At 61.2% G+C, this 22,992-nt stretch carries 17 protein-coding genes; 10 read left to right on the top strand and 7 right to left on the bottom strand.

Features of this window, described 5'->3' with window-relative positions:
• Positions 1–39: 39 nt before the first annotated feature.
• The gene (locus SBC1_RS05245; protein WP_165088087.1) at positions 40–1,311 is read right to left on the bottom strand and encodes a polyhydroxyalkanoate depolymerase; all 1,272 of its coding nucleotides are present in this window, start codon (positions 1,309–1,311) and stop codon (positions 40–42) included.
• A 455-nt stretch (positions 1,312–1,766) separates the two neighbouring features.
• Entirely contained in the window at positions 1,767–3,626 is a 1,860-nt protein-coding gene (locus SBC1_RS05250; RefSeq protein WP_165088111.1) for a glycoside hydrolase family 15 protein, read from the bottom strand.
• 399 nt (positions 3,627–4,025) lie between these two features.
• Between SBC1_RS05250 and SBC1_RS05255 the strand changes: the two genes are divergently transcribed.
• Entirely contained in the window at positions 4,026–4,274 is a 249-nt protein-coding gene (locus SBC1_RS05255; RefSeq protein ID WP_165093073.1) for a hypothetical protein, read from the top strand.
• Positions 4,275–4,465: 191 nt separating this feature from the next.
• Here the strand turns inward: SBC1_RS05255 and SBC1_RS05260 are convergent, their stop codons facing one another.
• Positions 4,466–4,618 (bottom strand): DUF3096 domain-containing protein, encoded by a 153-nt coding sequence (locus SBC1_RS05260; RefSeq protein ID WP_158936575.1) that lies wholly within the window; start codon positions 4,616–4,618, stop codon positions 4,466–4,468.
• Positions 4,619–4,936: 318 nt separating this feature from the next.
• Between SBC1_RS05260 and SBC1_RS05265 the strand changes: the two genes are divergently transcribed.
• Positions 4,937–6,157 (top strand): lactonase family protein, encoded by a 1,221-nt coding sequence (locus SBC1_RS05265; protein ID WP_165088114.1) that lies wholly within the window; start codon positions 4,937–4,939, stop codon positions 6,155–6,157.
• Between the two features lie 165 nt (positions 6,158–6,322).
• Positions 6,323–7,396: a transporter gene (locus tag SBC1_RS05270; RefSeq protein ID WP_241202027.1), complete on the top strand. Its 1,074-nt coding sequence runs from the start codon at positions 6,323–6,325 to the stop codon at positions 7,394–7,396.
• Between the two features lie 67 nt (positions 7,397–7,463).
• On the opposite strand, the gene SBC1_RS05275 is transcribed toward SBC1_RS05270, so the two are convergent.
• Entirely contained in the window at positions 7,464–11,717 is a 4,254-nt protein-coding gene (locus SBC1_RS05275; RefSeq protein WP_165088117.1) for a DNA translocase FtsK, read from the bottom strand.
• 417 nt (positions 11,718–12,134) lie between these two features.
• Entirely contained in the window at positions 12,135–12,743 is a 609-nt protein-coding gene (locus SBC1_RS05280) for an META domain-containing protein (RefSeq protein WP_165093075.1), read from the bottom strand.
• A gap of 396 nt (positions 12,744–13,139) precedes the next feature.
• Here SBC1_RS05280 and purT point away from each other — a divergent pair, with 396 nt between their 5' ends.
• The 6 genes from purT to SBC1_RS05310 all read left to right on the top strand — a co-directional run bounded on the left by purT (position 13,140) and on the right by SBC1_RS05310 (position 20,711).
• Positions 13,140–14,300, top strand: a complete 1,161-nt coding sequence (purT, locus tag SBC1_RS05285; protein ID WP_241202079.1) for a formate-dependent phosphoribosylglycinamide formyltransferase — start codon at positions 13,140–13,142, stop codon at positions 14,298–14,300.
• A 67-nt stretch (positions 14,301–14,367) separates the two neighbouring features.
• Positions 14,368–14,523: a DUF6726 family protein gene (locus SBC1_RS05290; RefSeq protein ID WP_370469611.1), complete on the top strand. Its 156-nt coding sequence runs from the start codon at positions 14,368–14,370 to the stop codon at positions 14,521–14,523.
• A 133-nt stretch (positions 14,524–14,656) separates the two neighbouring features.
• Entirely contained in the window at positions 14,657–15,076 is a 420-nt protein-coding gene (locus SBC1_RS05295) for an MliC family protein (RefSeq protein ID WP_241202028.1), read from the top strand.
• Between the two features lie 338 nt (positions 15,077–15,414).
• Positions 15,415–17,067, top strand: a complete 1,653-nt coding sequence (locus SBC1_RS05300) for an acetolactate synthase large subunit (protein ID WP_165088139.1) — start codon at positions 15,415–15,417, stop codon at positions 17,065–17,067.
• Between the two features lie 18 nt (positions 17,068–17,085).
• The gene (locus tag SBC1_RS05305; RefSeq protein ID WP_165088143.1) at positions 17,086–18,555 is read left to right on the top strand and encodes an aldehyde dehydrogenase family protein; all 1,470 of its coding nucleotides are present in this window, start codon (positions 17,086–17,088) and stop codon (positions 18,553–18,555) included.
• A gap of 566 nt (positions 18,556–19,121) precedes the next feature.
• A complete protein-coding gene (locus tag SBC1_RS05310; RefSeq protein ID WP_165088148.1) occupies positions 19,122–20,711 on the top strand; it encodes a DEAD/DEAH box helicase in 1,590 nt (529 codons plus the stop codon).
• Positions 20,712–20,841: 130 nt separating this feature from the next.
• On the opposite strand, the gene gluQRS is transcribed toward SBC1_RS05310, so the two are convergent.
• A complete protein-coding gene (gluQRS, locus tag SBC1_RS05315; protein WP_165088154.1) occupies positions 20,842–21,744 on the bottom strand; it encodes a tRNA glutamyl-Q(34) synthetase GluQRS in 903 nt (300 codons plus the stop codon).
• Between the two features lie 105 nt (positions 21,745–21,849).
• A complete protein-coding gene (locus SBC1_RS05320; RefSeq protein WP_165088158.1) occupies positions 21,850–22,734 on the bottom strand; it encodes a sulfurtransferase in 885 nt (294 codons plus the stop codon).
• Here SBC1_RS05320 and SBC1_RS39595 point away from each other — a divergent pair.
• A complete protein-coding gene (locus SBC1_RS39595; protein WP_207958427.1) occupies positions 22,727–22,924 on the top strand; it encodes a hypothetical protein in 198 nt (65 codons plus the stop codon). The two genes, SBC1_RS05320 and SBC1_RS39595, sit on opposite strands and share 8 nt — an antisense overlap.
• Positions 22,925–22,992 lie beyond the last annotated feature (68 nt).

Raw genomic sequence — 22,992 nt, forward strand, 5'->3', positions numbered from 1 at the left:
TGCCAATTAATTTCAAACTGCTTTTCCGTCAGACCGCGATCAAGCCGGCACAGCTTCCTTTTTCGGCGCCTTGTCGTGCGAGAGAATGAATTCGCGCAGTTGCGGATACACCATTGTGCGCCAGCGGCGTCCCGAGAAAATGCCGTAGTGGCCGGCTTTCTCCGCCATGTAATGGCGTTTGTTCTTCGCCGGAATGCCGGTGCACAGGTCATGTGCCGCGCGTGTCTGGCCGCTGCCGGAAATGTCGTCGAGTTCGCCTTCGATGGTCAGCAGTGCCGTGTTCTTGATGTCCTGCGGACGCACGAGTTCGCCATTGACGTCCCACGTACCTTCGGCCAGGCGGAACTCCTGAAACACAATGCGAATGGTGTCGAGGTAGTAGTCGGCGTCCATGTCGAGCACGGCGTTGTATTCGTCGTAGAAACGGCGATGTTGCTCCGCATCTTCGTCGTCGCCGCGCATCAGGTTCTGATAGAAGTCCCAATGAGCCGTCACGTGCCGCTCCGGGTTCATGGCAACAAAACCGGCATGCTGCAGAAAGCCCGGATACACCTTGCGGCCTACACCTGGATAGTTCGCCGGCACCGTGTAGATCACGTTGTTCTCGAACCATTCGTATGAATGTTCGCTCGCGAGCGAGTTGACCGACGTCGGGCTGCGACGCGCATCAATAGGACCGCCCATCATGGTCATGGTGCGCGGAGTGTCTTCACCGCGGCTCGCCATCAGCGAGATCGCGGCGAGCACCGGCACGGTCGGCTGGCATACCGAGATCACGTGAAGATCTTTCGCGCCAATTTGCCGGATGAAATCCTGGATGTACTCCACGTAGTCGTCGAGATGGAACGACCCGTCTTCGAGCGGCACCATGCGGGCGTCGAGCCAGTCCGTCAGGTAGACCTTGTGATCGTGCAGCAGCGTCTTCACCGTGTCGCGCAACAGCGTGGAGTGGTGACCCGACAACGGGGCGCAGACCAGCACAATAGGTTCGGTCTTAAGTTCGGTGACGGTGGCGCTGTCGTCGGAGAAACGCTTGAAGCGGATCAGCCTGCAGAAGGGTTTTTCCATCACGATCTGCTCGACGATAGGAATGGCATGGCCGTTCTTCTCGATCTGATGCAGTTCGAACTCTGGCTTTTCGTAATCCTTGCCCAGGCGGTACAGCAATTCGTAGCCGGCTGCGAGCCGCGTGGAACCGGGTACGTACGCGAGCGGGCTGGAAGGATTCGTGAACGACTTCGATGCCGCTTCCGCCCATGCCGTAAGGGGGCTCAACATGGCCCGCTGAAATTCGTGGAATTGATAGAGCATGGTTAACCTGTATAAAACCGGCTGCGCGCATGTCCGTGAGCATAGCCGGCGGTTGGCCTCTATCGGCGGTGGCGTCATGCCGGAGTCAGGCTTGCGCTGGTTCCCGGCTCGGCGTGCAGGTCGTCGATTGCACCGCATTGCTGGTGCTGGCAGTTATTCGTTGCTTCTTTTTTGCTGAACGAGGGGTCACGGGGAATGGGGCAGAGACTGAGCAAAAGCCGGGCGTTGCGCCTTCTGAGCTGAACATGGAACAGCACACGAAACACGCCAGCCAAGCCGCAGTCCAGACCCTATTTAAACTGTTTCATTCGCCGAACGACCGGTCGGAAAAGCCTCTTCGATCATAGCCAAGAATAGGCTTTTGTGCAATGCAACATACGTGGTCTTTGCCGCTATTCGCCACGAATTAGCGTTGAATTTGTCAATTTCCGTCAATTATTCGAATAAAATTACAATTAGCTTTCTTTTGTGGATGTCGCGTCCGAGGGTTTGTCCTGACGCGACGTGGGCTGGCCCGTAGCCTTCGCCATGCCTTGTTCGTGGCGCATCAGGTTCATGCCGGTATGCACGAGCGCGACGTGCGAGAACGCCTGCGGAAAGTTACCAACCAGACGTTTCGCGACTGTGTCATATTCCTCGGCGAGCAGGCCGACGTCGTTGGCGAGTCCGAGCAAACGCTCGAACATCGCATACGCTTCCTCGTGGCGGCCCTGCAACGCAAGATTGTCGACGAGCCAGAAGCTGCAGGCCAGGAACGTACCTTCGCCGGGCGGCAGGCCATCCGATACTTCCGCTGTGTGGTACCGCTTGACCAGCCCGTCGTGGGTGAGATCACGCTCGATGGCGTGGACAGTGGAGATCACACGAGGATCTTCCGGTGGCAGAAAACCGAGCAGCGGAATCAGCAGCAAACTGGCGTCGAGATCGTCGCCGCCGTACGTCTGGACGAACGAGTTCATTGACGGATTCCAGCTTTTCTCGCACACGTCCGCGTGAACGGTGTCGCGCATGGTGCGCCAATGGTCGATCGGGCCTTCCAGATTGAACTGTTCCGCCGATTTGACCGCGCGGTCGTAGGCGACCCAGGCCATGACCTTCGAAAACGTGAATTGCTGACGACCGCCGCGCGTTTCCCAGATGCCTTCGTCCGCTTCCTGCCAGATGGTGTCGAGATGATTGAGCATCGCGCGCTGGATCGACCATACGGTGTCGTCGCCCTGGAGGCCGCCCACGCGCGCGAGATGCAGCGCATTCATCACCTCGCCGTAGACATCGAGTTGCAACTGGTTGACCGCGCCGTTGCCAATGCGCACGGGCTTCGAGTCCTCGTAACCCGCCAGCCAGTCGACTTCCCATTCCGGCAAGCGCCGCTCTCCCGCAATGCCGTACATGATCTGCACCTGATCCGGCGACCCAGCCATCACGCGGCCCAGCCATGCCCGCCAGGCGCGCGCTTCGTCGTAGTAGCCACTGCGCATCATCGCGAGGAGGGTGATGGTGGCGTCGCGTAACCAGCAGTATCGATAATCCCAGTTGCGCGTGCCGCCCAGTTGCTCCGGCAACGACGTGGTCGGAGCCGCGACAATGCCGCCGGTGGGTTCGTAGGCGAGCGCCTTGAGCGTGATCAACGAGCGGCGGATGGCCGGACCCCAGCGGCCGTCCAGGTTGCTGCGTCCCGACCATTCCAGCCAGAAGTTCTCGGTGCGTGCGAACTGCGTATGGGGATCCAGCGCGCGAGGCAGGCGCAGGTGCGATTGCGAATACACGAGCGAGAAGGGGACGCGCTCGCCCTCGCTCACGGTGAATTCGCCGACTGTGCGCATGTTCTCGCCAGTGAGTTCGATGGGCGTGCGCAACACACACAGATCGGGACCGGCAATCGCGCGAATACCGCTTTCGTCGGGGAGCCGGCTGACCCATGGAATGGAGGAGCCGTAGTCGAAGCGCAGCACCAGTTCCATTTTCATCTTCACGGTGCCGCGCCGGCCGACCACGATCCGCACGAGGTCGGAAGCGCCGTCGCGGACCGGCATGAAGTCGATGAGCGATACCTTCCCGTCGGGCGTCTCGAAATCGGTTTCCAGGATCAGCGTATCGCCGCGATACCGGCGGGTGATGAGCGGCGGTGGGGCGCCGTCGGGCAGGTCGGGCGTGATCAGCCAGCGGCCGTTTTCCGGTGTGCCCAACAGGGCCGCAAAACACGCGCCGGAGTCGAAGCGCGGCCAGCACAGCCAGTCTATGGAGCCCTCTTTTGAAATCAGGGCGGCGGTGTGGCCATCGCCGACCAGGGCGTAGTCCTCAATCAATGCGGGCATAGGCTAGGGAAATGAGGTCGATGCGGCCGCAGTTCAGGTGCCGCGCGGTTGGGGGAGGCCAAGCTGTTCCAGCCCTTCGAGCGTTCGATTATGAAGCGCATTCGTGTTTCGCGTTTTTGGTGCACGTCTTTGCATCTTGTCTTTGCATCTTGTCTTTGTATTTGTCCGCCAGCCGCCTCAGTCCCACGTTGCAACCCGTCACGCTGAGCCCCAAGCTTCCTTACAAAAACCGCAATTGCAGGAAGGTTGAAAAAACGTGTGACAAATGCATAGAATGAATCTTCGCGCATGACGGTTTGGCCGGAGGGTGTTACGCGGGTTCATGGCACAGGACTCGTTGATGCACGTCACGCGCTCCCTGCTTGCTTAACGTTTTCGAGGACATCGAAAGTGAAAGCCATGCTGAATCCGTCGAGAGCCGATTGCATCGCCATCCTGTCGGCTGCGAGCCGTATCGCCGATCAAAACACGCTCCTGGATCTCAATTACAAGAATCTTGGCCTTTCCCGCAACGGGATGGAAACCGCTGCGTCGTTCCTGATCGAACGCGCGTGCTTCACGCGGCATCGCGAGGTCGACGGACAAACCGCCGTGGGCGGTTTGTCACTGCAGGGCCGCATGCGGCTCGACCAGTTGGCCAACAACTGATACTGATTGCGCCGCAACACGCAGCGCCTTCGTTCGACTTCAGAACATTCCTAGCGCGGGATCGCTGCTTGCGACCCCGCGGTCAGCATTTGCTCGCCCGTTTGTTCGTCTTTCGGAACCTCACCCCAGTAACCGCGTCTTATGGAGCGCATTGGGGACAGCACGCGATCGCGGTGTTCGGGCCGGGGCCGTCAGAAATGGGTCGCGCTAAGCCCGAACACGCCAATCAGTCCAATGATGATGAGGTAAATCGCGACGATGAAGTTGAGCAGGCGCGGCACGATCAGGATCAGAATGCCTGCTATCAGCGCGACCAGCGGTCCGAGACTCAGATGGATATCCATGGTGACTCCTTGTTGATTTTGTGATGGGAATTGGTCTGCATCATGCGCCGAAGCAGTGACCGGTGACAATCGGGACAATTGGGCGATTTCCTTGGCTCACATATCCTGAAACAAGCCTGAACAAGCCGTAATAACGAACGATCAGGAGGCTGTATGCAATTGGTGGATTTCACTCATTTCCCCCGTTTGACGCTTTTTACGCGTCGTGTTGGTTCTACGCCCCGTGTCCAGGGCTTGGCTTCCACGCAAACATCGTGCCGCGACGCCGGGCCGGCGCGTTTGTCTCCGTCCGGACATCAGCCCGGGCGGCCGCGATTGATGTTGAAAGGGGCCGCGGCGAGTGTTGCCGCCGTGTTGTCGCTCGCTGCTGCCCAAGTCTTTGCACAAGGGGCCGGGACGGCGGCCAGCACGTCAACGACGGCTTCCGGGGGTTCCGATAACGGCGTGTTCGACCTGCTCGTGGGCACGTACACCGGCAGCGGCAAGAGCGAGGGTATCTATGTGTACCGGTTCGACGCGGGCACGGGTGCGATCACGCGCCTTGCATCCGCGCAGGCGGTGAATCCCTCGTATCTCGTGGTAAGCAAAGACCGCCAGCATGTCTACGCGGTCAACGAGCTTCCCGGCGATAACGGTCCCGCTTCGCAACGCGGCGGTATCAGCGCATTCCGCTTCGATCCGCCGAGCGGGCAGCTCACTTTCGTGAATCGTGTCTCCTCCGATGGCAACGATCCCGCGTATCTCGCTTTATCGCCGGATGGCCGTTATCTGCTGACCGCCAACTATTCGGTGGCATCGAATCCGGGCGGCAGCTTTGCCGTGTTTCCGCTGGAAGGTGACCGGGTCGATCCGTCCGTGCTTACCGTGCATCACGACGGCAGCGGTCCCGTGAAAGGGCGTCAGGACAATTCGCACGTGCACTCCACGGTGTTTTCGCCCGACGGCCATTATCTGTTCGCGCAGGACCTGGGCGCGGACAAGATCTATTCGTACCGATACACACCGGACGGCAGCCGCGGTTTGTTCGGGCCGACCGAGTCGCGTTATACGCTCGTGAAACCCGGTTCCGGGCCGCGTCACCTGATCTTCGATCAGGCCGGCAAACATGCGTACCTCACGACGGAAATGAATGCGTCGGTGTCGGTGTACGACTATGACGACGGCAAGCTCACGTTGAGGCAAACCCTGCCGATGACCGCGCCCGGCTTCAAGGGCAAGGTGGGCGGCGGCGCGATCCATATGTCGCCGGATGGCCGCTTTCTGTACGCTACCAATCGCGGCGACGCGAACGAAATCCTGACCTACGCCGTGAATCCGTCCGATGGTCACCTCAAGCTGCTCGGCCGCCGCTCGACGCTCGGCAAGACGCCGCGCGAATTTGCTATCGATCCGACCGGACGCTGGCTGATCGTCGGCAACCAGGACAGCGACAGTGTTTACTTTTTCCGGCGCAATCCGGACACGGGCGAACTTGCGTCCGATCCTAAGCGCCTGGAGATCGGTTCACCGGTCGATTTCAAGTTCGTTTCGCCATCCTGAAGATTTATTTATTCAAAGGTGCGGGTCGCGGGTCGTCAGTGGCTCGCGGCCCGCACAGTTTTCTTGATTCTCAAGTAACGTGGTTTTGGTTTAACCAGTAAGGCCGGGAATGTCCAGCGGGGTGATCCTGCCGCGGGGCCGTCCTGGCATGGAAGGAATTCAACGTTGAACATTTTGTCATCACTTGGCACGGAGTCTGGTCCGTCCGCTCGCCGCACCGCCCGGAGTCCGGAGCAGGACGCGCCCACACCGCCAGGTTTCATCTGCGCGTTCCGGTTTTCCGGCGCGGAGGCTTTGCGGCTTTCCTGGGATGAAGCGCGTCACGACATAGCGGGCGAAGGCACGACGTGGCTGCATTTAAGCGCAAACGACGACACCGTCGAAAGTTGGCTGACCGGCGTGACCGCAATGCCCGATGTCGCGCGCGAATTCCTGAACGGTGAGGACAAGCGTCCACGGGTCCACATGGGCGGGACGTTCATGTACGGCGTCGTGGCGGATCTGGAGCGCGTCGCGGAAACACCCGACGCCGATCCGAACGAGCAAGCCACGCGCCGGGCGACGGGCGCGCTGCGCTTTTACGTCGATAAGAACCGAATGATCACGGTGCGCGCGCAGCCGCTGCAATCCACCGACCGCTTGCGTCACGCCGTGCTCGAAGGCGCTACGTTTCGCGATACCGTCGATCTTTTCGCCGGCCTGATCCGTGCGTTGAACGAGACGTTTGCCGATCGTATCGATGAAATTGGCGACCGGCTCGACGACGTGGAGGAGGGCGTGCTTGACGGTCGTCACTCGAACTGGCGCGCGGAGCTGGGGGCCGTGCGCAGGCGGCTGGTGGAGGTCAAGCGGTTTGTGGACCCTGAACGCAACGCGCTCACGCAGCTGGTCATGCGGCGGCTGGAGTGGGCGGAGCCCCGGTCGATGGAAACGCTGATCCAGGCAATTCAGGTGCTCAACGGGCTGGCCGCCGGGCTCGAGGTGCAATACGAACGCTCGAAGCTGCTGCAGGAGGAGATCGCTGCGTTGCTCTCGGAGGACATCAACCGCAAGCTGCTGTGGCTCGCAATCATGTCGGCGTTGCTGATGCCCGCAACGCTGGTGTCCGGTATCTTCGGCATGAACGTGGCCGGGCTACCCGGCACGCACAATAACCATTCGTTCTTGATCGTGATGGGTGTGATGGCCATTTGCGCCGTCTTTACGCTGTATTTGTTGCGGCGCTTGCGGTTGTGGTGAGTTGATATAGCCGACGCCCAGGATTGGGTTCTCCAACCTTGCCTGGGCATCGTCGTCCGCTAATGGCTTATTCCGCCGGCCCCGGTGCGAGCACTTCGCGGTTCCCATTCGTGCCCATCGGCGAAACAAGGCCCGCTGTTTCCATCTGTTCGACCAGCCGCGCCGCGCGGTTATAGCCAATGCGCAATTGCCGCTGCACAGACGAAATCGATGCCCGGCGCGTACGCAACACGAACGATACGGCTTCGTCGTAGAGCGGATCGGCTTCGGCATCTGGCGTATCGCCGAACAGGTCGGGCGTGCCGCCTTCGGGCGTCGGTCCCGACAAGATCCCTTCCTCGTACTCCGGTTCGCCGAACTGCTTCAAATACTCCACGACGCTATGCACTTCCTCGTCCGCGACAAACGCGCCATGCACGCGTTGCGGGTAACCCGTGCCGGGCGGCAGGAACAACATGTCGCCGGCGCCGAGCAGGGATTCCGCGCCCATCTGGTCGAGGATCGTGCGCGAATCGATTTTCGATGACACCTGAAACGCCACCCGCGTCGGAATGTTCGCCTTGATCAGCCCGGTGATCACATCCACCGACGGCCGCTGCGTCGCGAGAATCAGGTGAATGCCGGCGGCGCGCGCCTTCTGCGCCAGCCGCGCGATCAGCTGCTCGATCTGCTTGCCCGCGACCATCATCAGGTCGGCGAGCTCGTCGATCACGACCACGATCATCGGCAGTTTGGCGAGCGGCTCGGGCGCATCGGGCGTGAGCGAGAACGGGTTCGTCAGCTTTTTGCCTGCAGCTTCGGCATTGCGGATTTTCTGGTTGAAACCCTGCAGATTACGCACGCCCACCGCTGACATCAGCTTGTAGCGCTTCTCCATTTCCCCCACACACCAGTTCAGCGCGTTCGCGGCCAGCTTCATGTCGGTGACCACCGGCGCGAGCAGATGCGGAATGCCTTCGTACACCGACAACTCGAGCATTTTCGGGTCGATCATGATCAGGCGCACGTCCTCGGGTTTCGCCTTGTATAGCAGCGACAGGATCATCGCGTTGATCGCCACGGATTTGCCGGAACCCGTCGTGCCCGCGACCAGCATGTGCGGCGCGCGCGCGAGGTCGGTCACGACCGGGTTGCCGACGATGTCCTTGCCCATCGCGATCGTGAGGAACGACTTCGAGTCGCGATAAACATCGGCTTCCAGGATTTCGGAGAGCCGGATCATCTGCCGTTTGGCGTTCGGCAGTTCGAGTCCCATGCAGGTCTTGCCGGGAATTGTTTCAACGACGCGGATGGACGTGAGCCCAAGCCCGCGCGACAGGTCCTTCATCAAGCCGACGATCTGGCTGCCGCGCACGCCTAGCGCCGGTTCGACTTCGAAGCGCGTGATGACCGGTCCCGCCGACGCACCAACCACGGTCACCGGTACTTTGAATTCCTGCAGGCGCTGCTCGATCAACTGGCCCGTTTCGGCGAGGTGTTGTTCGGAGACGGGTTCGACTTCGTCGGATGCAGGTTCCAGGAGATCGAGGCCGGGGAGATCGACGGCCGACGCCGCGGGGGCGTGGAACTCGAATTCCGTCGCGATGAAACCGCGGACCGGCGGGCGGGATTCGGGTTGGGGCGAGGTTGTTTCAAGCGCGGGAACCACGCTAGTGCTCGCATTCGCATTCACACTGGCACGCGGGAAGTGGACGACGTTCGAAGCGTGGTCGTGGTTCGGGTCTGCTTGTGCTTCGGTCGCGGTTTCCCATTCCGTTTGCGCCGTTTGGTCGGTTGGAGTTTGCGCCGCGTATCCGTTCGGGGCGAGGGGGGCGGGCGGGGTGCCGGTGCTGGTTTCAACGTTTGCGTTGGTTACGTCCGGCGTGGCGCGGGGTATATCGACGACTGTGAACGGCGGACGTGTCGCGCCCGCATCTGCTTGCCAAGGGGGTGTGTGCACCTGGCCCGTGGATGTGGTTGCGGAGCTTCCCGGTAGCGGCGGCGACATCGGCGTCAACGGGACGATGTCACGCGTCGTCTGCACGGGGTGCGTTTGACCGGCGCGGACAGCCCACGGCGGGAGATCGGCGAGCTGCACCGGCAAGTTCGACAACGGGTTCGAGCGTGCATCGACGGATTGCGTCATGACCGGAGCGGTTGCCGGCGTTTCTTCGATACCGTTATTGCGCGGTGCAGGCGATGCGGGATAGGGCAGGGCGCCGTTGTTACGGATGTCCGCGTTGCTCGTGCTTGCGGTCGCGCCGGCGTTCGTACTGGTCTCCGGCTGCGTTGGCTCGCGCACGATAGTCTGGGCGCCCGGGGCGAAGGTGTAGCCGTCGCGTAACGATGCGCTCGACGAATACGTGCCCGCAACACTCGATGCCGCCATTGATGGAACGCCCTCCGTCGTTCCCGGCTGGTCGGCCTGGTTCGCGGGTAAGTTGCTTATTGGCGATGCCGGGCTGGCCGGGGCCGTTGCCGTGATCGTTTGCTGATAGGTATCGACAGCGTGGTTAGGCAATCCGGTCGTCGACGGAGCTTGTGAGGGCGCTGTCGGGTTATGCGTTGTGTATGCCGGGACCGTAGGCTGGTTTGGCGTTATGGGCGATGGAGTATTCGTGCCCGACGTCGGCGGTGAATTGGATGTGGCCGAAGCCTGCGCAGGAGCCGTCGCGTTCAGTGTCGGCGCGCTGGGGGTTGCCTGACTCGCGAGACCAGCATTTGCCAACGATGCAGAAACGGCCGAGGGCACAAACGCCGACGCGAGAGAAGCTGCGGGCGTAGGGATAGCTGAGGACGCTGATGGAACAGAACTCGTGGAACTAGCGGAATGAGCCGAAGCGGCCAGCGGATCGGAGAAACCCGAAGTACCCGAAGTACCCGAAGCGTTCAACGCCGCTGCATCGCGTCCCGTATCCGAGCGACTCGTATCTGGCAACGCTTCAGCTTCCCGCGCGGCATGGACGCCACCTGCAAGCGTGGTCCATTGCGCCGTACTTTGCTCGATGGAGCGCAACGCTTCCTTGATACGTTCAGGTGCGGGCGGCGGCCCGGCGGGTTTGGCGGGAACACCAGCAGACGCTGTTGTCGCATCAAAAAAGGAGTCGATCGACACGACCGGAGGAACCGACTGGCCGCGGGCCGGATTCATCGCTGTGTTGCGCGAAGCGGCGTGAGAAACGCTGGAGGAACCCGACGTACGACTTGCGCCCGGTGCACTCCTGTTCAGTGACGAACGCGATATGTCTGGGCGCCGTGATGCGGCAGTATCCACAGAGCGGTCGGTTCCCCGCATTGTCGATGTCTGGGTAGCATTCGACGGCGCGGCACCCGCCGTTCCCCCGGTACCTGTACCCGCCGCATTCCCGACCCGCGTGATTCCAGCCGATCCAGCGCCTGCAGTCGCCGCCGCGGACGCATTCGCGCCCGCTGATCTTTCCCGCGTTCCCGAAGACGTTCCCGTGGCCGTTCCCGACGCCGCGCCGGTCTTCAGCCAGCCAGCTGGCGCGATGGGTTCGATCGGCTCCCGAGCTCCCGCTCCACGACCGCTGTGCGAAGTGGCGGTGTGGGCATCGGGGAATCGGTCCGAGTAACTATCCTTGCCCGCACCCGGCTCACGACGCATCGGCGATAAGGGTTCGATCGGACGCGCAGCCTCGGGGCCGCGCAGCGGCCGCTCGGCGTCGCTACGCCGCGCCGGCTGCGGGCGCCAGACGGTCGGCCGCTGATAGCGTCCGCCCTGGCGTTGCGTTGCAGTCGGCAAGCCGAGTGCCGGAGCATCGTGCGAGGTTCTACCCGAAGTCGTGACACCGCTCCCAACCGCGCTCCCCGCCTTGAAACTGCCGAGACCCGTGCTTGCCCCCCGCGTTTCCGTCTTGTCGCGAGATGCCCGGGCACGCGCCGGTTTCTCGCGGACCGTCCGTTCCCGTGGCGTGAACCATTCGGGTTCGAGGCCCAGGCCGAACGCGCCGTTTGCCCAGCCAAGGGTCTCGCGCCATTGGAACCCGCAGAGCCACGGCAAGCTGATGAGAAACACGACGGCCGCACCGGCCCCCACGCTCAGCGCAGCCGGCGTGCTGACGACACCGGCATGTCCGCCCAGGCCGAGCAGCAGCGCGTGGCCGAGATGGTCGACATTGGCTGCGAATGCGAACGAATGAAACAGCGCGGCTTCGAGCGCGCAGCTCGCGAGGAGCACGCAGAAGAAACCGAGCCAAAGCCGGATCGTGCCCGGACCGCGCAGGCCGCCGCCGTTGGGGAGAACGGACTTGACGATGCGCCAGAGAAGGGGGATGAACCAGACGGCCGAAGCACCGAACCAGCCGAAAACTACCGTGTGCATGCAAGGAACCAGGAATGATGTAAGCGATGTGAGCAGCGAACCCAGGCTCAGACAAAGATGAATCGATACCGCCGAGTTTAACCGCCATGAACGCGGCGAGGGCGGGCGATGGTCAAGCGATCAAGCATTCGGCTGCGGGTGTGGGATTGATGCATCGAGACGATGTGACCGGGTCAGGCGGAGGTTCATCGGATGTAGACGTTCCGTTTCGCAGACGAACAGCCAAACAAAAAACCAACGCGTTTAACGACGTCAAACGCCTGAATGCCGAATGCGCTGACAAGATCAGGCTAGACCTAGCCTCAGCCCCAGCGTCTAACGTCCATCAGACTGCGGGACGACAGCCTGAAACTCAACGGCCGCCCCTCGACCTGCACCCTCAAGCACCTCAACCCTCCAAACCGGCCTTCATCGATCTCAAGGTTTTGCGGCTTGTGTGAACGTCATTACGTCGCCGTTCTTGAGCGTGATTTGCAATTGCTGGGGCGGCTGCATTTGCACGCCGGTCTTTTCGATATCCGCGAGGCCCTGGAGGAACGGTTGTTCGAGCGCGCTGCCCGGTCCCGGCGCGCAGGCCATCCGAGTGCTGGCAAGGGGGCCGAAGGAGAGCTTGCCGCCGGCCAGATCGTAGGTACCGGTGAAGCGGTTGCATCCGGAAAAGCCATTGGTTTTTCGTTGGCCGCCTTGCGTCGAAAAATTCAGGGTGATCGGCGCTCCGCTAGCGCCACTGCCAGCGGCACCGGCCGGACTGGACGGGACCGGGCGCGTCTTGCCGTCGGCATTAGCCCAACTGGTGAGTTGCCATTGGGTATCGTCGAGAAGCTGGGTTGCGGCCGGATTGTAAGGATCGGTCGGAGGCGCGGCGCTGTCGGGATGCGTCGGCATTGTGCAACCAGCTAACGCAACACCGAAAGCGAGGGTCACGATTGACGCCACGGCGGCAAATGTGGGCCTGGAACGCGGGAACGCAGCATGGACCCGGCTGCGCGCCGAAACACGCGCAGGTTGCGAACGGGAAGGCTGCATAGACATGGAATTTCCTTGGGGCTGGCAAAACCGTAAGGGTATCGCACTCGTCCTAAGATTGACCAAGGCAGATTGCGGCAAAGTCATTGCAACATGTAATGAAAAGTTAACCGAACCTCCCGTTCGATGAAGTGAAAGCCGTCGCGCAGATGGCTGGCGGCCAAACTCATCGCTATTCTGGATCTGGCACCTAGCGCCCCGAAACACAACACCGATCGCCTTCGAAAAAGAGTGCGCGTGTTAACATCGCGGGCTTAACAGGCCTCTTTTTCTGGAGCATCCATGCCGAGCGCGAAGTCCGCTGCGTCCGCCGTTTCTTCCCCTCAATCCGGCGCGCGGCCGTTGAAGCAGCCGGCGACAATCGGCACGCCGCTCACGCCCGGCGCGACGCGCGTGATGCTGCTCGGCGCAGGCGAACTCGGCAAGGAAGTGATCATCGCGTTGCAGCGGCTCGGCGTGGAGACAATCGCGGTCGACCGTTACGCCGATGCCCCCGGTCATCAGGTCGCGCATCGCTCGCATGTGATTGACATGACCGACGGCGCGGCGTTGCGCGCGTTGATCGTTGCTGAACGGCCACATTTGATCGTGCCGGAGATCGAGGCCATTGCAACCGATACCCTCGCCGAGATCGAAGCCGAGCAACTCGCCGTCGTGATCCCGACTGCGCGCGCGACGCAACTTACGATGAACCGCGAAGGCATTCGCCGTCTCGCCGCGGAAACGCTTGGTCTGCCGACGTCACCGTATGCGTTCGCCGAGTCGCTGGACGAGATGACGGCAGCCATCGGCAAGATCGGTTTTCCGTGCGTGGTGAAACCGGTAATGTCGTCGTCGGGCAAGGGACAGTCGGTGCTCAAAAGCGCCGCGGATATCGAACCGGCCTGGCAACACGCCATGGCTGGCGGACGCGTCAATCACGGGCGCGTGATCGTGGAAGGGTTTGTCGACTTCGAGTACGAGATCACGCAGCTCACCGTGCGCGCGGTCAGCCCGGAAACGGGCGACCTGCAGACGTATTTCTGCGAGCCGATCGGCCATGTCCAGGTGGCGGGCGACTATGTGGAATCGTGGCAACCGCAGGCAATGAGCGCTGCGGCGCTTGCAAAATCGCGCGATGTTGCCGCGAAAGTCACTACGGCGCTCGGCGGCCGCGGATTGTTCGGGGTTGAATTGTTCGTGCGCGGCGACGACGTCTGGTTTTCCGAAGTCAGCCCGCGACCGCATGACACGGGCCTGGTCACGCTCGCCACGCAGCGTTTCTCGGAATTCGACCTGCACGCGCGCGCGATCCTCGGCCTTCCCGTCGATACAACGCTACGCGCGCCGGGTGCATCGGCGGTGATTTATGGCGGGCTGGACGAAGTGGGCGTTGCGTTCGAAGGCGTCGCCGACGCGCTCGCCGTGCCCGATTCGGATCTGCGCCTGTTCGGCAAACCGGAAAGTTTTGCGAAGCGCCGCATGGGCGTTGCGCTTGCAACCGGACGCGATACCAACGAAGCGCGGGAACGCGCGAAGCTGGCCGCGTCTAATGTAAGACCCGTCTCCACTCGATGACGGCAACACGCCGCTCGCGGCGAGCTTTTCGCGAGCGGCACGGAGGTTTTAAGTGAAATGGTGTGCAATGGTTGCGCTGTGCGCGACGGTGGTTGGTTTGGCCGGGTGTGGCGTGGCGGCGGCGCCGTGCCGGGTGGCATCGGCGGGATTGAAGATGGTGCCGCTCGTCGGGCATGTGGCGGCCGCGCCTACCGATGCGTGCGCGGGCGTAATCGATCCTTGATGGATGTTGGGGTGAGTGCCCTGAAAAGGCGTCGGCTATTCCGGCAGACCGGATTCGACGCTGCGCCGCGCTTGCGAAGCTTCGCTGTTGCGCGGCAGGTTCACTGAGAAAGAGGTAACGAAAGGATAGAAAGATGAAGGATGGAAAGACGAAACAGCTGTTTGAACGGATCGAACGAGTAGCACGAACGATCAGATCGATCGCTTTGACGGCGGGTACGCTGTGCTTGATGTCCGTGACGCATTCGGCGATCGCGATGCCGCTGACCGTGCCGCAGATTCAGACAGCGACGACCAACACGCTGCGTTACGAATGCCACGGCGGCAGCACGCTAACCGTGCAATACATGAACACGAAGAACAAGCAGAGTTTTGCGCTGCTGACCGTCGATGGCCGGAAGATGCTGTTTGTGAATGTTCTGGCGGCATCGGGGGTGAAATACGTTGGCGATCACTACACGTGGTGGACCAAAGGCCCTGAAGGTTCGCTAACCGACGAGACCGCCGATCCGAAGGCCCCGCCAATGCTTGCCGACTGCAAGACGGGAAGCTAAAGCCCCATTCCTGCCGGCGTGATGAAAAAAGAGCCCGTTCCGATTCACGCCGGAACGGGCTCTTTGCATTCGACGTTCGTTCCTTCAAGGACCTCAACTCCAGCCTACGTAAGGTTTGAAGGCTAACGCGCCCGCCAACTTCAACCCGCGCCGTCGTTCGCGACATCGAATGGCTATCGGGAGTATGGTTGTATTCGCGCGCGGAAACCGCGTGCGGGTCAATTGACCATAAACGGACGGGCGGGTGCCGCGCGGCCTTACTTTGCAGCACCCGGTCCATTTCATTTCCGTCTTTTGCACGACATTCACCGTGCACGCGTCCCCAAGCGAGACTCTTCATGAAAGCATCGGATCTGTTCGTCAAAGCGCTGGAAGCAGAAAAAGTCGAATACGTGTTTGGCATTCCTGGCGAGGAAAATCTCGATCTCCTCGAGTCGCTGCGCCGCTCCAAAATCAAGCTCGTCCTGACTCGCCACGAACAAGCCGCGGGTTTCATGGCCGCGACCTACGGCCGCCTGACGGGCAAGACCGGCGTGTGCCTCGCCACGCTTGGGCCCGGCGCGACCAATTTCGTGACCGCCGCCGCCTACGCGCAACTCGGCGGGATGCCCATGCTGATGGTCACCGGCCAGAAGCCGATCAAATCGAGCAAGCAGGGCAGTTTCCAGATCGTCGATGTCGTGCGGATGATGGAGCCGCTCACCAAATACACGCGTTCGATGGTGTCTATCGGCAATATTCCGGCCTCGGTGCGCGAGGCGTTCCGGCGCGCGGAAGAGGAGCGCCCGGGTGCGGTGCACCTGGAACTGCCGGAAGACGTGGCGCACGAAGAGGGCGACGGCGCGCCAATCCCGGCGAGTTTCAGCCGTCGTCCGATCGCGGAGGAAAAGGCGGTCGAGCGTGCCGTCGAAGCGATCCGCGAGGCGAAATATCCGCTGCTCATGATCGGCGCGGGCGCCAATCGCAAGACGACGACGAAGATGCTGCGCGAATTTGTCGACCAGATCGGCATTCCGTTCTTCACCACGCAGATGGGCAAGGGCGTGATTGATGAATCGCATCCCATGTGGCTCGGCAACGCCACGCTCTCCGACGGCGACTTCGTGCATCGCGCGATCGATCACGCCGATTGCATCATCAATATCGGCCATGACGTGATCGAAAAGCCGCCGTTTTTCATGCGTAGCGGCGACGGCGACGAAAAGACCGTGATCCACGTGAATTTCCTGGGCGCACAGGTCGATCCGGTGTATTTCCCGCAGATTGAAGTGGTGGGGGACATCGCGAACGCGGTATGGCAGATGAAGGAATTGCTGAAAAAGAGCGAGCAAGACTGGGATTTTTCGCGCTTCAAGATGATCAAGGAACATTTCGACGCGCAGTTGGCAAAGGGCCAGCACGACGACCGGTTTCCGCTTTATCCGGTGCGGATCGTGAAGGACGTGTACGACACCATGCCGAAGGACGGCATCATTTGCCTCGATAACGGCATGTACAAGATCTGGTTCGCCCGTTATTACCGCGCCCACGAGCCGAATTCCATTCTTCTGGACAACGCGCTTGCATCGATGGGAGCGGGCCTGCCGTCTGCTATCGCAAGCAAGATCGTGCATCCGGACCGCAACGTGATGGCGGTCTGCGGTGACGGTGGTTTCATGATGAATTCGCAGGAACTGGAAACGGCCGTGCGGCTCAAGCTGAATCTGGTCATCCTGCTTCTGCGCGACGACGCGTTCGGCATGATCCGCTGGAAGCAGGAAAACATGAATTTCCCGGATTACGGCATGACGCTGCAGAACCCCGACTTTGTCGCGTATGCGCAAAGTTACGGGGCGATCGGGCATCGGGTGGACTCGGCGGGCGCGTTAGCGCCTTTGATTCGTGAATGTTTTGCGACGCCGGGCGTGCATCTGGTCGATGTGCCTATCGACTATTCGGATAACGAGCGCGTGTTGAACCGCGAAATCAAACGGCTTAGCGCGCAACTTTAGACTCATGCAGAGGCTGACATGCTGAAGAAAACCTATCCGTATTACCTGGCAAACGAAGCCGTCGCGGCGAACACAGACCTGGAAGTCACCGATAAATTCAGCGGCGAAGTGGCCACGCGCGTGGCAATGGCCGACGCGAAGGCTATCGATGCGGCTATTGGCCACGCCGTTGCCGCTCAGCGCGCGATGCGCGAATTCAAGCCGTATCAGCGCCAAGCGGTCCTCGATCATTGCGCGAAGCGTTTCCGCGAGCGTTTCGACGAACTCGCCGAGGCGCTGTGCATTGAAGCGGGCAAGCCGATCAACGATTCGAAAGGTGAGGTCACGCGGCTTATTGATACCTTCCGGGTCGCGGCAGAGGAGTCGGTGCGTATTGACGGCGGCATGATCAACCTGGAGATTGCGCCACGCGCGGCCGGGTACCATGGCTATTACAAACGCGTGCCGATTGGCCCGTGTTCGTTCATCTCGCCGTTCAATTTCCCGCTGAACCTGACGGCGCACAAGGTTGCGCCGGCGATCGCGGCGGGTTGCCCGTTTGTGCTGAAACCCGCGAGCCGCACGCCGGTCGGCGCGCTCATCATGGGTGAAATTCTCGCCGAAACCGATCTGCCGAAGGGCGCGTTTTCGATCCTTCCGGCTCATCGCGACGGCGCTGATCTTTTCACCACCGATGATCGATTCCGTCTCCTGTCGTTCACCGGATCGCCGGCGGTCGGCTGGGAGCTGAAGAAGAAGGCGGGCAAGAAGAAGGTGATCCTGGAACTGGGCGGCAATGCGGCGGCGATTGTCGATCGCGATCAGGGCGACCGGCTGGATTACGTTGTGGACCGTCTGGCGTTTGGCGCGTTTTATCAGTCGGGGCAAAGTTGCATCGGCGTGCAGCGCATATTGATTCACGCCGATATCTACGACGCCTTGCGCGAAAAGCTCATCGCCAAAACGAAGTCGCTGAAAATGGGCGATCCGAAGGATGAAAAGACCTTCGTTGGCCCGATGATCTCGGAGTCCGAGTCGAAGCGGCTGTCCGGCTGGATGGAAGCCGCCGTGGCGAGCGGCGCGAAAATAATTGCGGGCGGCAAGGTTGAGGGCGCAATGTTCGAAGCGACGCTGCTGGAAGGCGTGAAGCGCGATCAGGATCTGTACCGGAAGGAAGCGTTCGGGCCGGTCGCGATCCTGGAAAAGTTCACGGACTTCGGACAGGCGCTCGAAACGGTCAATGACAGCGATTTCGGTCTTCAAGCCGGCGTGTTTACGGACAGTCTCACGAACGTGAATCTTGCGTGGGACGAACTGGAAGTAGGCGGCGTGGTGGTCAACGACGTTCCGTCATTTCGCGTTGATAACATGCCCTATGGTGGCGTCAAGGATTCCGGGCTGGGCCGGGAAGGCGTGAAATACGCGATCGAGGACATGACGGAATTGCGTCTGATGGTCGTCAGGGATGTGCCGAAAGCCGCGCCGAAACCAGTGCAGAAACCGAAATAGGCTGTTATAGCAATCGAGGCCACGGCGCCGAGGTCCGTCTGGACGGGCTTCGCGGCCGTGGCGCCGCGTGAAGGCAAGTCGCTGATCAACGTGCTGGCGGGCGGGGGAGTGCTACAATAGCGGGCTTTCCCGTAGTCCGAAAGCCAAGTCCGAAGACCACACCCGGCCGGACTGGAAGCGGGACGTTGGGCCGGCAGGTTGATGTCCTTTCGTATCGATTGATATCGATTGGTATCGATTGCCGAGGTTTTCCATGCCCGCGCTGGTTGCCGTCATGGTCACGCAGCACCAGTACTTGCCACCTGTACTTAGCCGTTTGCACCGCTTTGTGCCGCGCTTTGTACCGCTATAAGCACTGCGCCATCCGGTTGCTTCAGACCGGATCAAGCGAGGATTCGCAGTGACCGAAACCCTGCGGATCTGAAGTCCGCGCGTTGATCGTCGTTTGCCGGTTGCATCGACGAAACACGCGGTTCTTCTTCATCCGATGTCCATGAGCGGTGGAATGACCGCTCGCGCGCCGCTCCGGCGCATTTTTAGCGAAAGCGAAAGCCACCAAAGTCACCATGTCCGATTCCGTCGCCACGAACCCGTCCGCCGCTTCATCCGACGCTGCACCCGGGGCTGATTCCAGCACTGAAGTTCAAGCGATTTCAGCCGCTCCCGCGCTCGAGTTGGGAGCCACTGAATCCGCGGTTCCCGGTCCGGTGCCCACGTTCGACCAGTTCGGCCTGTCGCCCGACATCCTGCGTGCGGTGGTCGATTCCGGCTACACGATCCCCACGCCGATCCAGGCACAAGCTATCCCCGTGGTGCTGGCCGGCCGCGACATGATGGGCGCCGCGCAAACGGGCACGGGCAAGACGGCGAGTTTTTCGCTGCCGATCATCCAGCGCCTGTTGCCTATGGCGAGCACGAGCGCATCGCCCGCACGCCATCCGGTGCGGGCGCTGATTCTCACGCCAACGCGTGAGCTCGCCGACCAGGTTGCAGCGAACGTGCAGGCGTATTCCAAGCACACGCCGTTGCGCAGCACGGTTGTGTTCGGTGGTGTCGACATGAACCCGCAATCGGAAGCGCTGCGGCGCGGTGTTGAAATTCTGATCGCCACGCCCGGGCGCTTGCTCGATCACGTTCAGCAGAAGACGCTGAATCTAGGTCAGGTGCAGATTCTCGTTCTCGACGAAGCCGACCGGATGCTCGACATGGGCTTCCTGCCGGATCTGCAACGCATCTTGAATTTGCTGCCGAAGGAACGTCAGACGCTCTTGTTCTCGGCCACGTTCTCGGGCGAAATCAAGAAGCTTGCAGCAACCTATCTGCGCAATCCGCAAACCATTGAAGTCGCGCGTAGCAATTCCACGAACGCGAACGTGCGGCAGATCGTTTTCGAAGTCGCGGAAAGCGATAAATCCGGCGCAGTGACCCAACTGATTCGTGAGCGCGGCCTGAAGCAGGTGCTGGTGTTCTGTAACAGCAAGATCGGCGCGAGCCGGCTGTCGCGCGTGCTGGAGAAGGACGGAATTGTTGCGACCGCGATTCACGGCGACCGTACTCAGGGCGAGCGCATGCAAGCGCTCGAGGCATTCAAGAAGGGCGAGATCGAGGCGCTGGTCGCAACCGATGTGGCCGCCCGGGGTCTCGACATCACCGACTTGCCCGCAGTGATCAACTTCGATCTGCCGTTCAGCGCGGAAGATTACGTTCACCGGATTGGCCGTACGGGTCGCGCGGGCGCGTCGGGCGACGCTTTGTCGTTGTGCAGCCCGAACGAGCGCAAGCAACTCGCGGATATCGAAAAGCTGATCAAGCGACCGCTGGAAGTGATGGTGCTGAAGGTTGATGTGCCGGTGCGGCGCGAATCGTCTTCTGCTCCTCGTCGTGAAGAGCGCTCGGGCCGGCCGGAGCGCGGTGAGCATCGACATGCGCGTAGCGAGGAGCCGCGCCGTCGTTCGACGTCGTTCGAGCGTTCGCATACGCGTCAACAACCTATCGACGATTTCTTCCTGAAGCCGTACGAGCCGTCGGCGGCATCGACGAGAAAAACGCAGGACGACGCCGCTGCGGAAGCCGAACGCAAGAACACGCCGCGTCAGCCGCTGGCTGCGCTGCTCGGTGGCCTCGGTATGCCGCGGAGAACGCCTTCGGGGTCTTGAAGTTATCGGCTGGTTGATATGGCCGGTGAAAGAGAACCGGTGCAACAGGTCAGTAAAAAACGATGAAGCGGCAGCGATGCCGCTTTTTTGTTTTTCAACGCTCTATTTTCAACGTCCTGAGATCAACGCCCTAAATCGCGAACCGCTTTGCCCACTGCGCCGTTACATCGGAGAAAAACGCTTCGAGCGAACTGGCTGGTGAAGGGCGCAGACCGAGATGTTTCGCTGCTTGGGTCAACTCCACCAATGGGGCTCCGGTATCAAGCGCCGTTGCGCCCGTTTGCTTGCTGAGTTTCTCACCTTGCTCGTTCACTATGACAGGCACGTGCAGATAAGCGGGCGTTGAAACTCCCAGGCAGCGCTGCAAATAAATCTGGCGCGCGGTCGAGTCCAGCAGATCGGCGCCGCGCACGATATGCGTAATGCCAGCATCCGCGTCGTCGACGACTACCGCCAGTTGATATGCCCACTCTCCATCCGCTCGCTTGAGCACGAAGTCACCGACTTCGCTTGCCAGATCCTGCGTCTGCATTCCCTGCCAGCGGTCCTTGAAGCTCAGAACAGCGTCGTCGCCGTCTGGAACGCGCATCCGCCACGCGCGCGGTTGTTTGCCATGCAGCCCGTCACGACACGTTCCCGGATAAGCCAGCGTGGCGTGTCGAGCGTGGTGGGTGTGACGGGGGTGACCGTTAGCGAGCGAATCAGCTATTTCGCGACGCGTGCAACCGCATGCAAAAACAAAGCCGGCGGTTAGCAATTGCCCGAAGGCCTGCTGGTAGGCAACTTCACGTTGACTTTGCCACACGGGCTGTTCGGCGGAAAACATGCCGAACCTGCCCAGCGTGTCCAGGATTTCCGCGGCCGCGCCCGGCACCGTGCGCGGACCGTCGACATCTTCGATCCTGACCAGCCACGTTCCGCGATGAGCCCGTGCATCGAGAAAACTCGCCAACGCGCTCACCAACGAGCCGAAATGCAGTGGCCCCGTGGGTGAGGGCGCAAAACGACCCCGATAGCCCGGCGCTGGGCTCATCCCGCCCGCCGACCCATGAGTTTGGGTTCCAACGCGGCCGTCAGATGAGCGCGGGACGCACAACGAAAGGTCATGCACTGCCGGCGTGCGGGAAGCGTCTGCATGCTATTCGTGCCGGCTGTTGTGGTTCGGGCTGGGGAACGATGCCTGGCCGTCCGCCGTGATCGCTGCGTGCGCCTCGTCGGTATCGGTTGCATCGTCGTCCGTGCTTGCCGTGGCCGACGTTCGATCCTCGCCGTTCTGCGCAATTGCCGCTGGTTCGAGCGCGGCATTCAACGCCGTCCGGTGATCGAATACAAAACACTCACCGTGGTAGTGCGCGCCGCCCACTTCCTCGAAGTACTTGAGAATGCCGCCCTCGAGTTGATAGACGTGGTCAATGCCCACTTCCTTCATGTGGATCGCCGCTTTCTCACAGCGAATCCCGCCCGTACAGAATGACACCACCGTCTTGCCTTCGAGATCCGCGCGACGCTCCTCAATTACGGCCGGAAACTCGCTGAATTTCGCGATGCGGTAATCGAGCGCCTGATCAAATGTGCCGACGTCGACCTCGAACGCATTGCGCGTGTCCAGCATGACAACAGGACGGCCCTCGTCGTCATGTCCCCGGTCCAGCCACGACTTCAGCGTGGTCGCGCCGACGGACGGCGCGCGGCCCAGTTCAGGTCGAATTGCCGGCTTTTTCATGGTGATGATTTCGCGCTTCAGCTTGACGAGCATCTTGCCGAACGGCTGGCTGGCCGACACGCTTTCCTTGAACTCGAGATCGGCGAATTTGCCCTCGAAAAGCGTGTCCGTACGAAGGTAGTCCATGAACGTGCCAATCTGCTCCGGCTCGCCCGCAACAAACAGGTTGATGCCCTCCGGCGCGAGCAGGATGGTGCCGCGCAAGCCGAGTGCGGTGCATCGGTCAACAATCTGCGGACGCCATTCGGCGCCGCTCTCGATGGTCACGAACTTATAGGAGGAAAGATTGACGATGCTCATGACGCAAATGCTCTTAAAGTGCTGGAAAACGGGCGTTGCCGGAGGAAAAAGCGGTTTCGACGAGCGCCTGGGGCATTCACCGAATCCGTATTATCCCGCAAACGGCGTGCGCTTCCGACTCGACCGATCGGCCGATGACCCCAAGCCGATGCGGCACTTTTTTCACGCTGCTTTTTATCCAACTTATTGACCGAATTAATTAGCCTTGTCCGAACGGCTAACGCGTGCTGCCGGGCGAATTTCGCGAATAGGCGCATG

This window comes from Caballeronia sp. SBC1 (assembly GCF_011493005.1).
Lineage (GTDB): Bacteria > Pseudomonadota > Gammaproteobacteria > Burkholderiales > Burkholderiaceae > Caballeronia.

Bases quoted from the DNA above. Each gene is read 5' to 3' on its own strand.
- SBC1_RS39595 (WP_207958427.1), top strand. From the start codon at position 22,727: ATGCTCATGACGCAAATGCTCTTAAAGTGCTGGAAAACGGGCGTTGCC.
- SBC1_RS05260 (WP_158936575.1), bottom strand. From the start codon at position 4,618: ATGGATATCCATCTGAGTCTCGGACCGCTGGTCGCGCTGATAGCAGGC.
- SBC1_RS05320 (WP_165088158.1), bottom strand. From the start codon at position 22,734: ATGAGCATCGTCAATCTTTCCTCCTATAAGTTCGTGACCATCGAGAGC.
- SBC1_RS05300 (WP_165088139.1), top strand. From the start codon at position 15,415: ATGAAAGCATCGGATCTGTTCGTCAAAGCGCTGGAAGCAGAAAAAGTC.
- SBC1_RS05295 (WP_241202028.1), top strand. From the start codon at position 14,657: ATGAAGGATGGAAAGACGAAACAGCTGTTTGAACGGATCGAACGAGTA.
- SBC1_RS05305 (WP_165088143.1), top strand. From the start codon at position 17,086: ATGCTGAAGAAAACCTATCCGTATTACCTGGCAAACGAAGCCGTCGCG.
- SBC1_RS05280 (WP_165093075.1), bottom strand. From the start codon at position 12,743: ATGCAGCCTTCCCGTTCGCAACCTGCGCGTGTTTCGGCGCGCAGCCGG.
- SBC1_RS05255 (WP_165093073.1), top strand. From the start codon at position 4,026: ATGCTGAATCCGTCGAGAGCCGATTGCATCGCCATCCTGTCGGCTGCG.
- SBC1_RS05290 (WP_370469611.1), top strand. From the start codon at position 14,368: ATGGTTGCGCTGTGCGCGACGGTGGTTGGTTTGGCCGGGTGTGGCGTG.
- purT (WP_241202079.1), top strand. From the start codon at position 13,140: ATGCTGCTCGGCGCAGGCGAACTCGGCAAGGAAGTGATCATCGCGTTG.
- SBC1_RS05275 (WP_165088117.1), bottom strand. From the start codon at position 11,717: ATGCACACGGTAGTTTTCGGCTGGTTCGGTGCTTCGGCCGTCTGGTTC.
- SBC1_RS05265 (WP_165088114.1), top strand. From the start codon at position 4,937: ATGTTGAAAGGGGCCGCGGCGAGTGTTGCCGCCGTGTTGTCGCTCGCT.
- SBC1_RS05250 (WP_165088111.1), bottom strand. From the start codon at position 3,626: ATGCCCGCATTGATTGAGGACTACGCCCTGGTCGGCGATGGCCACACC.
- SBC1_RS05245 (WP_165088087.1), bottom strand. From the start codon at position 1,311: ATGCTCTATCAATTCCACGAATTTCAGCGGGCCATGTTGAGCCCCCTT.
- SBC1_RS05310 (WP_165088148.1), top strand. From the start codon at position 19,122: ATGTCCGATTCCGTCGCCACGAACCCGTCCGCCGCTTCATCCGACGCT.
- gluQRS (WP_165088154.1), bottom strand. From the start codon at position 21,744: ATGAGCCCAGCGCCGGGCTATCGGGGTCGTTTTGCGCCCTCACCCACG.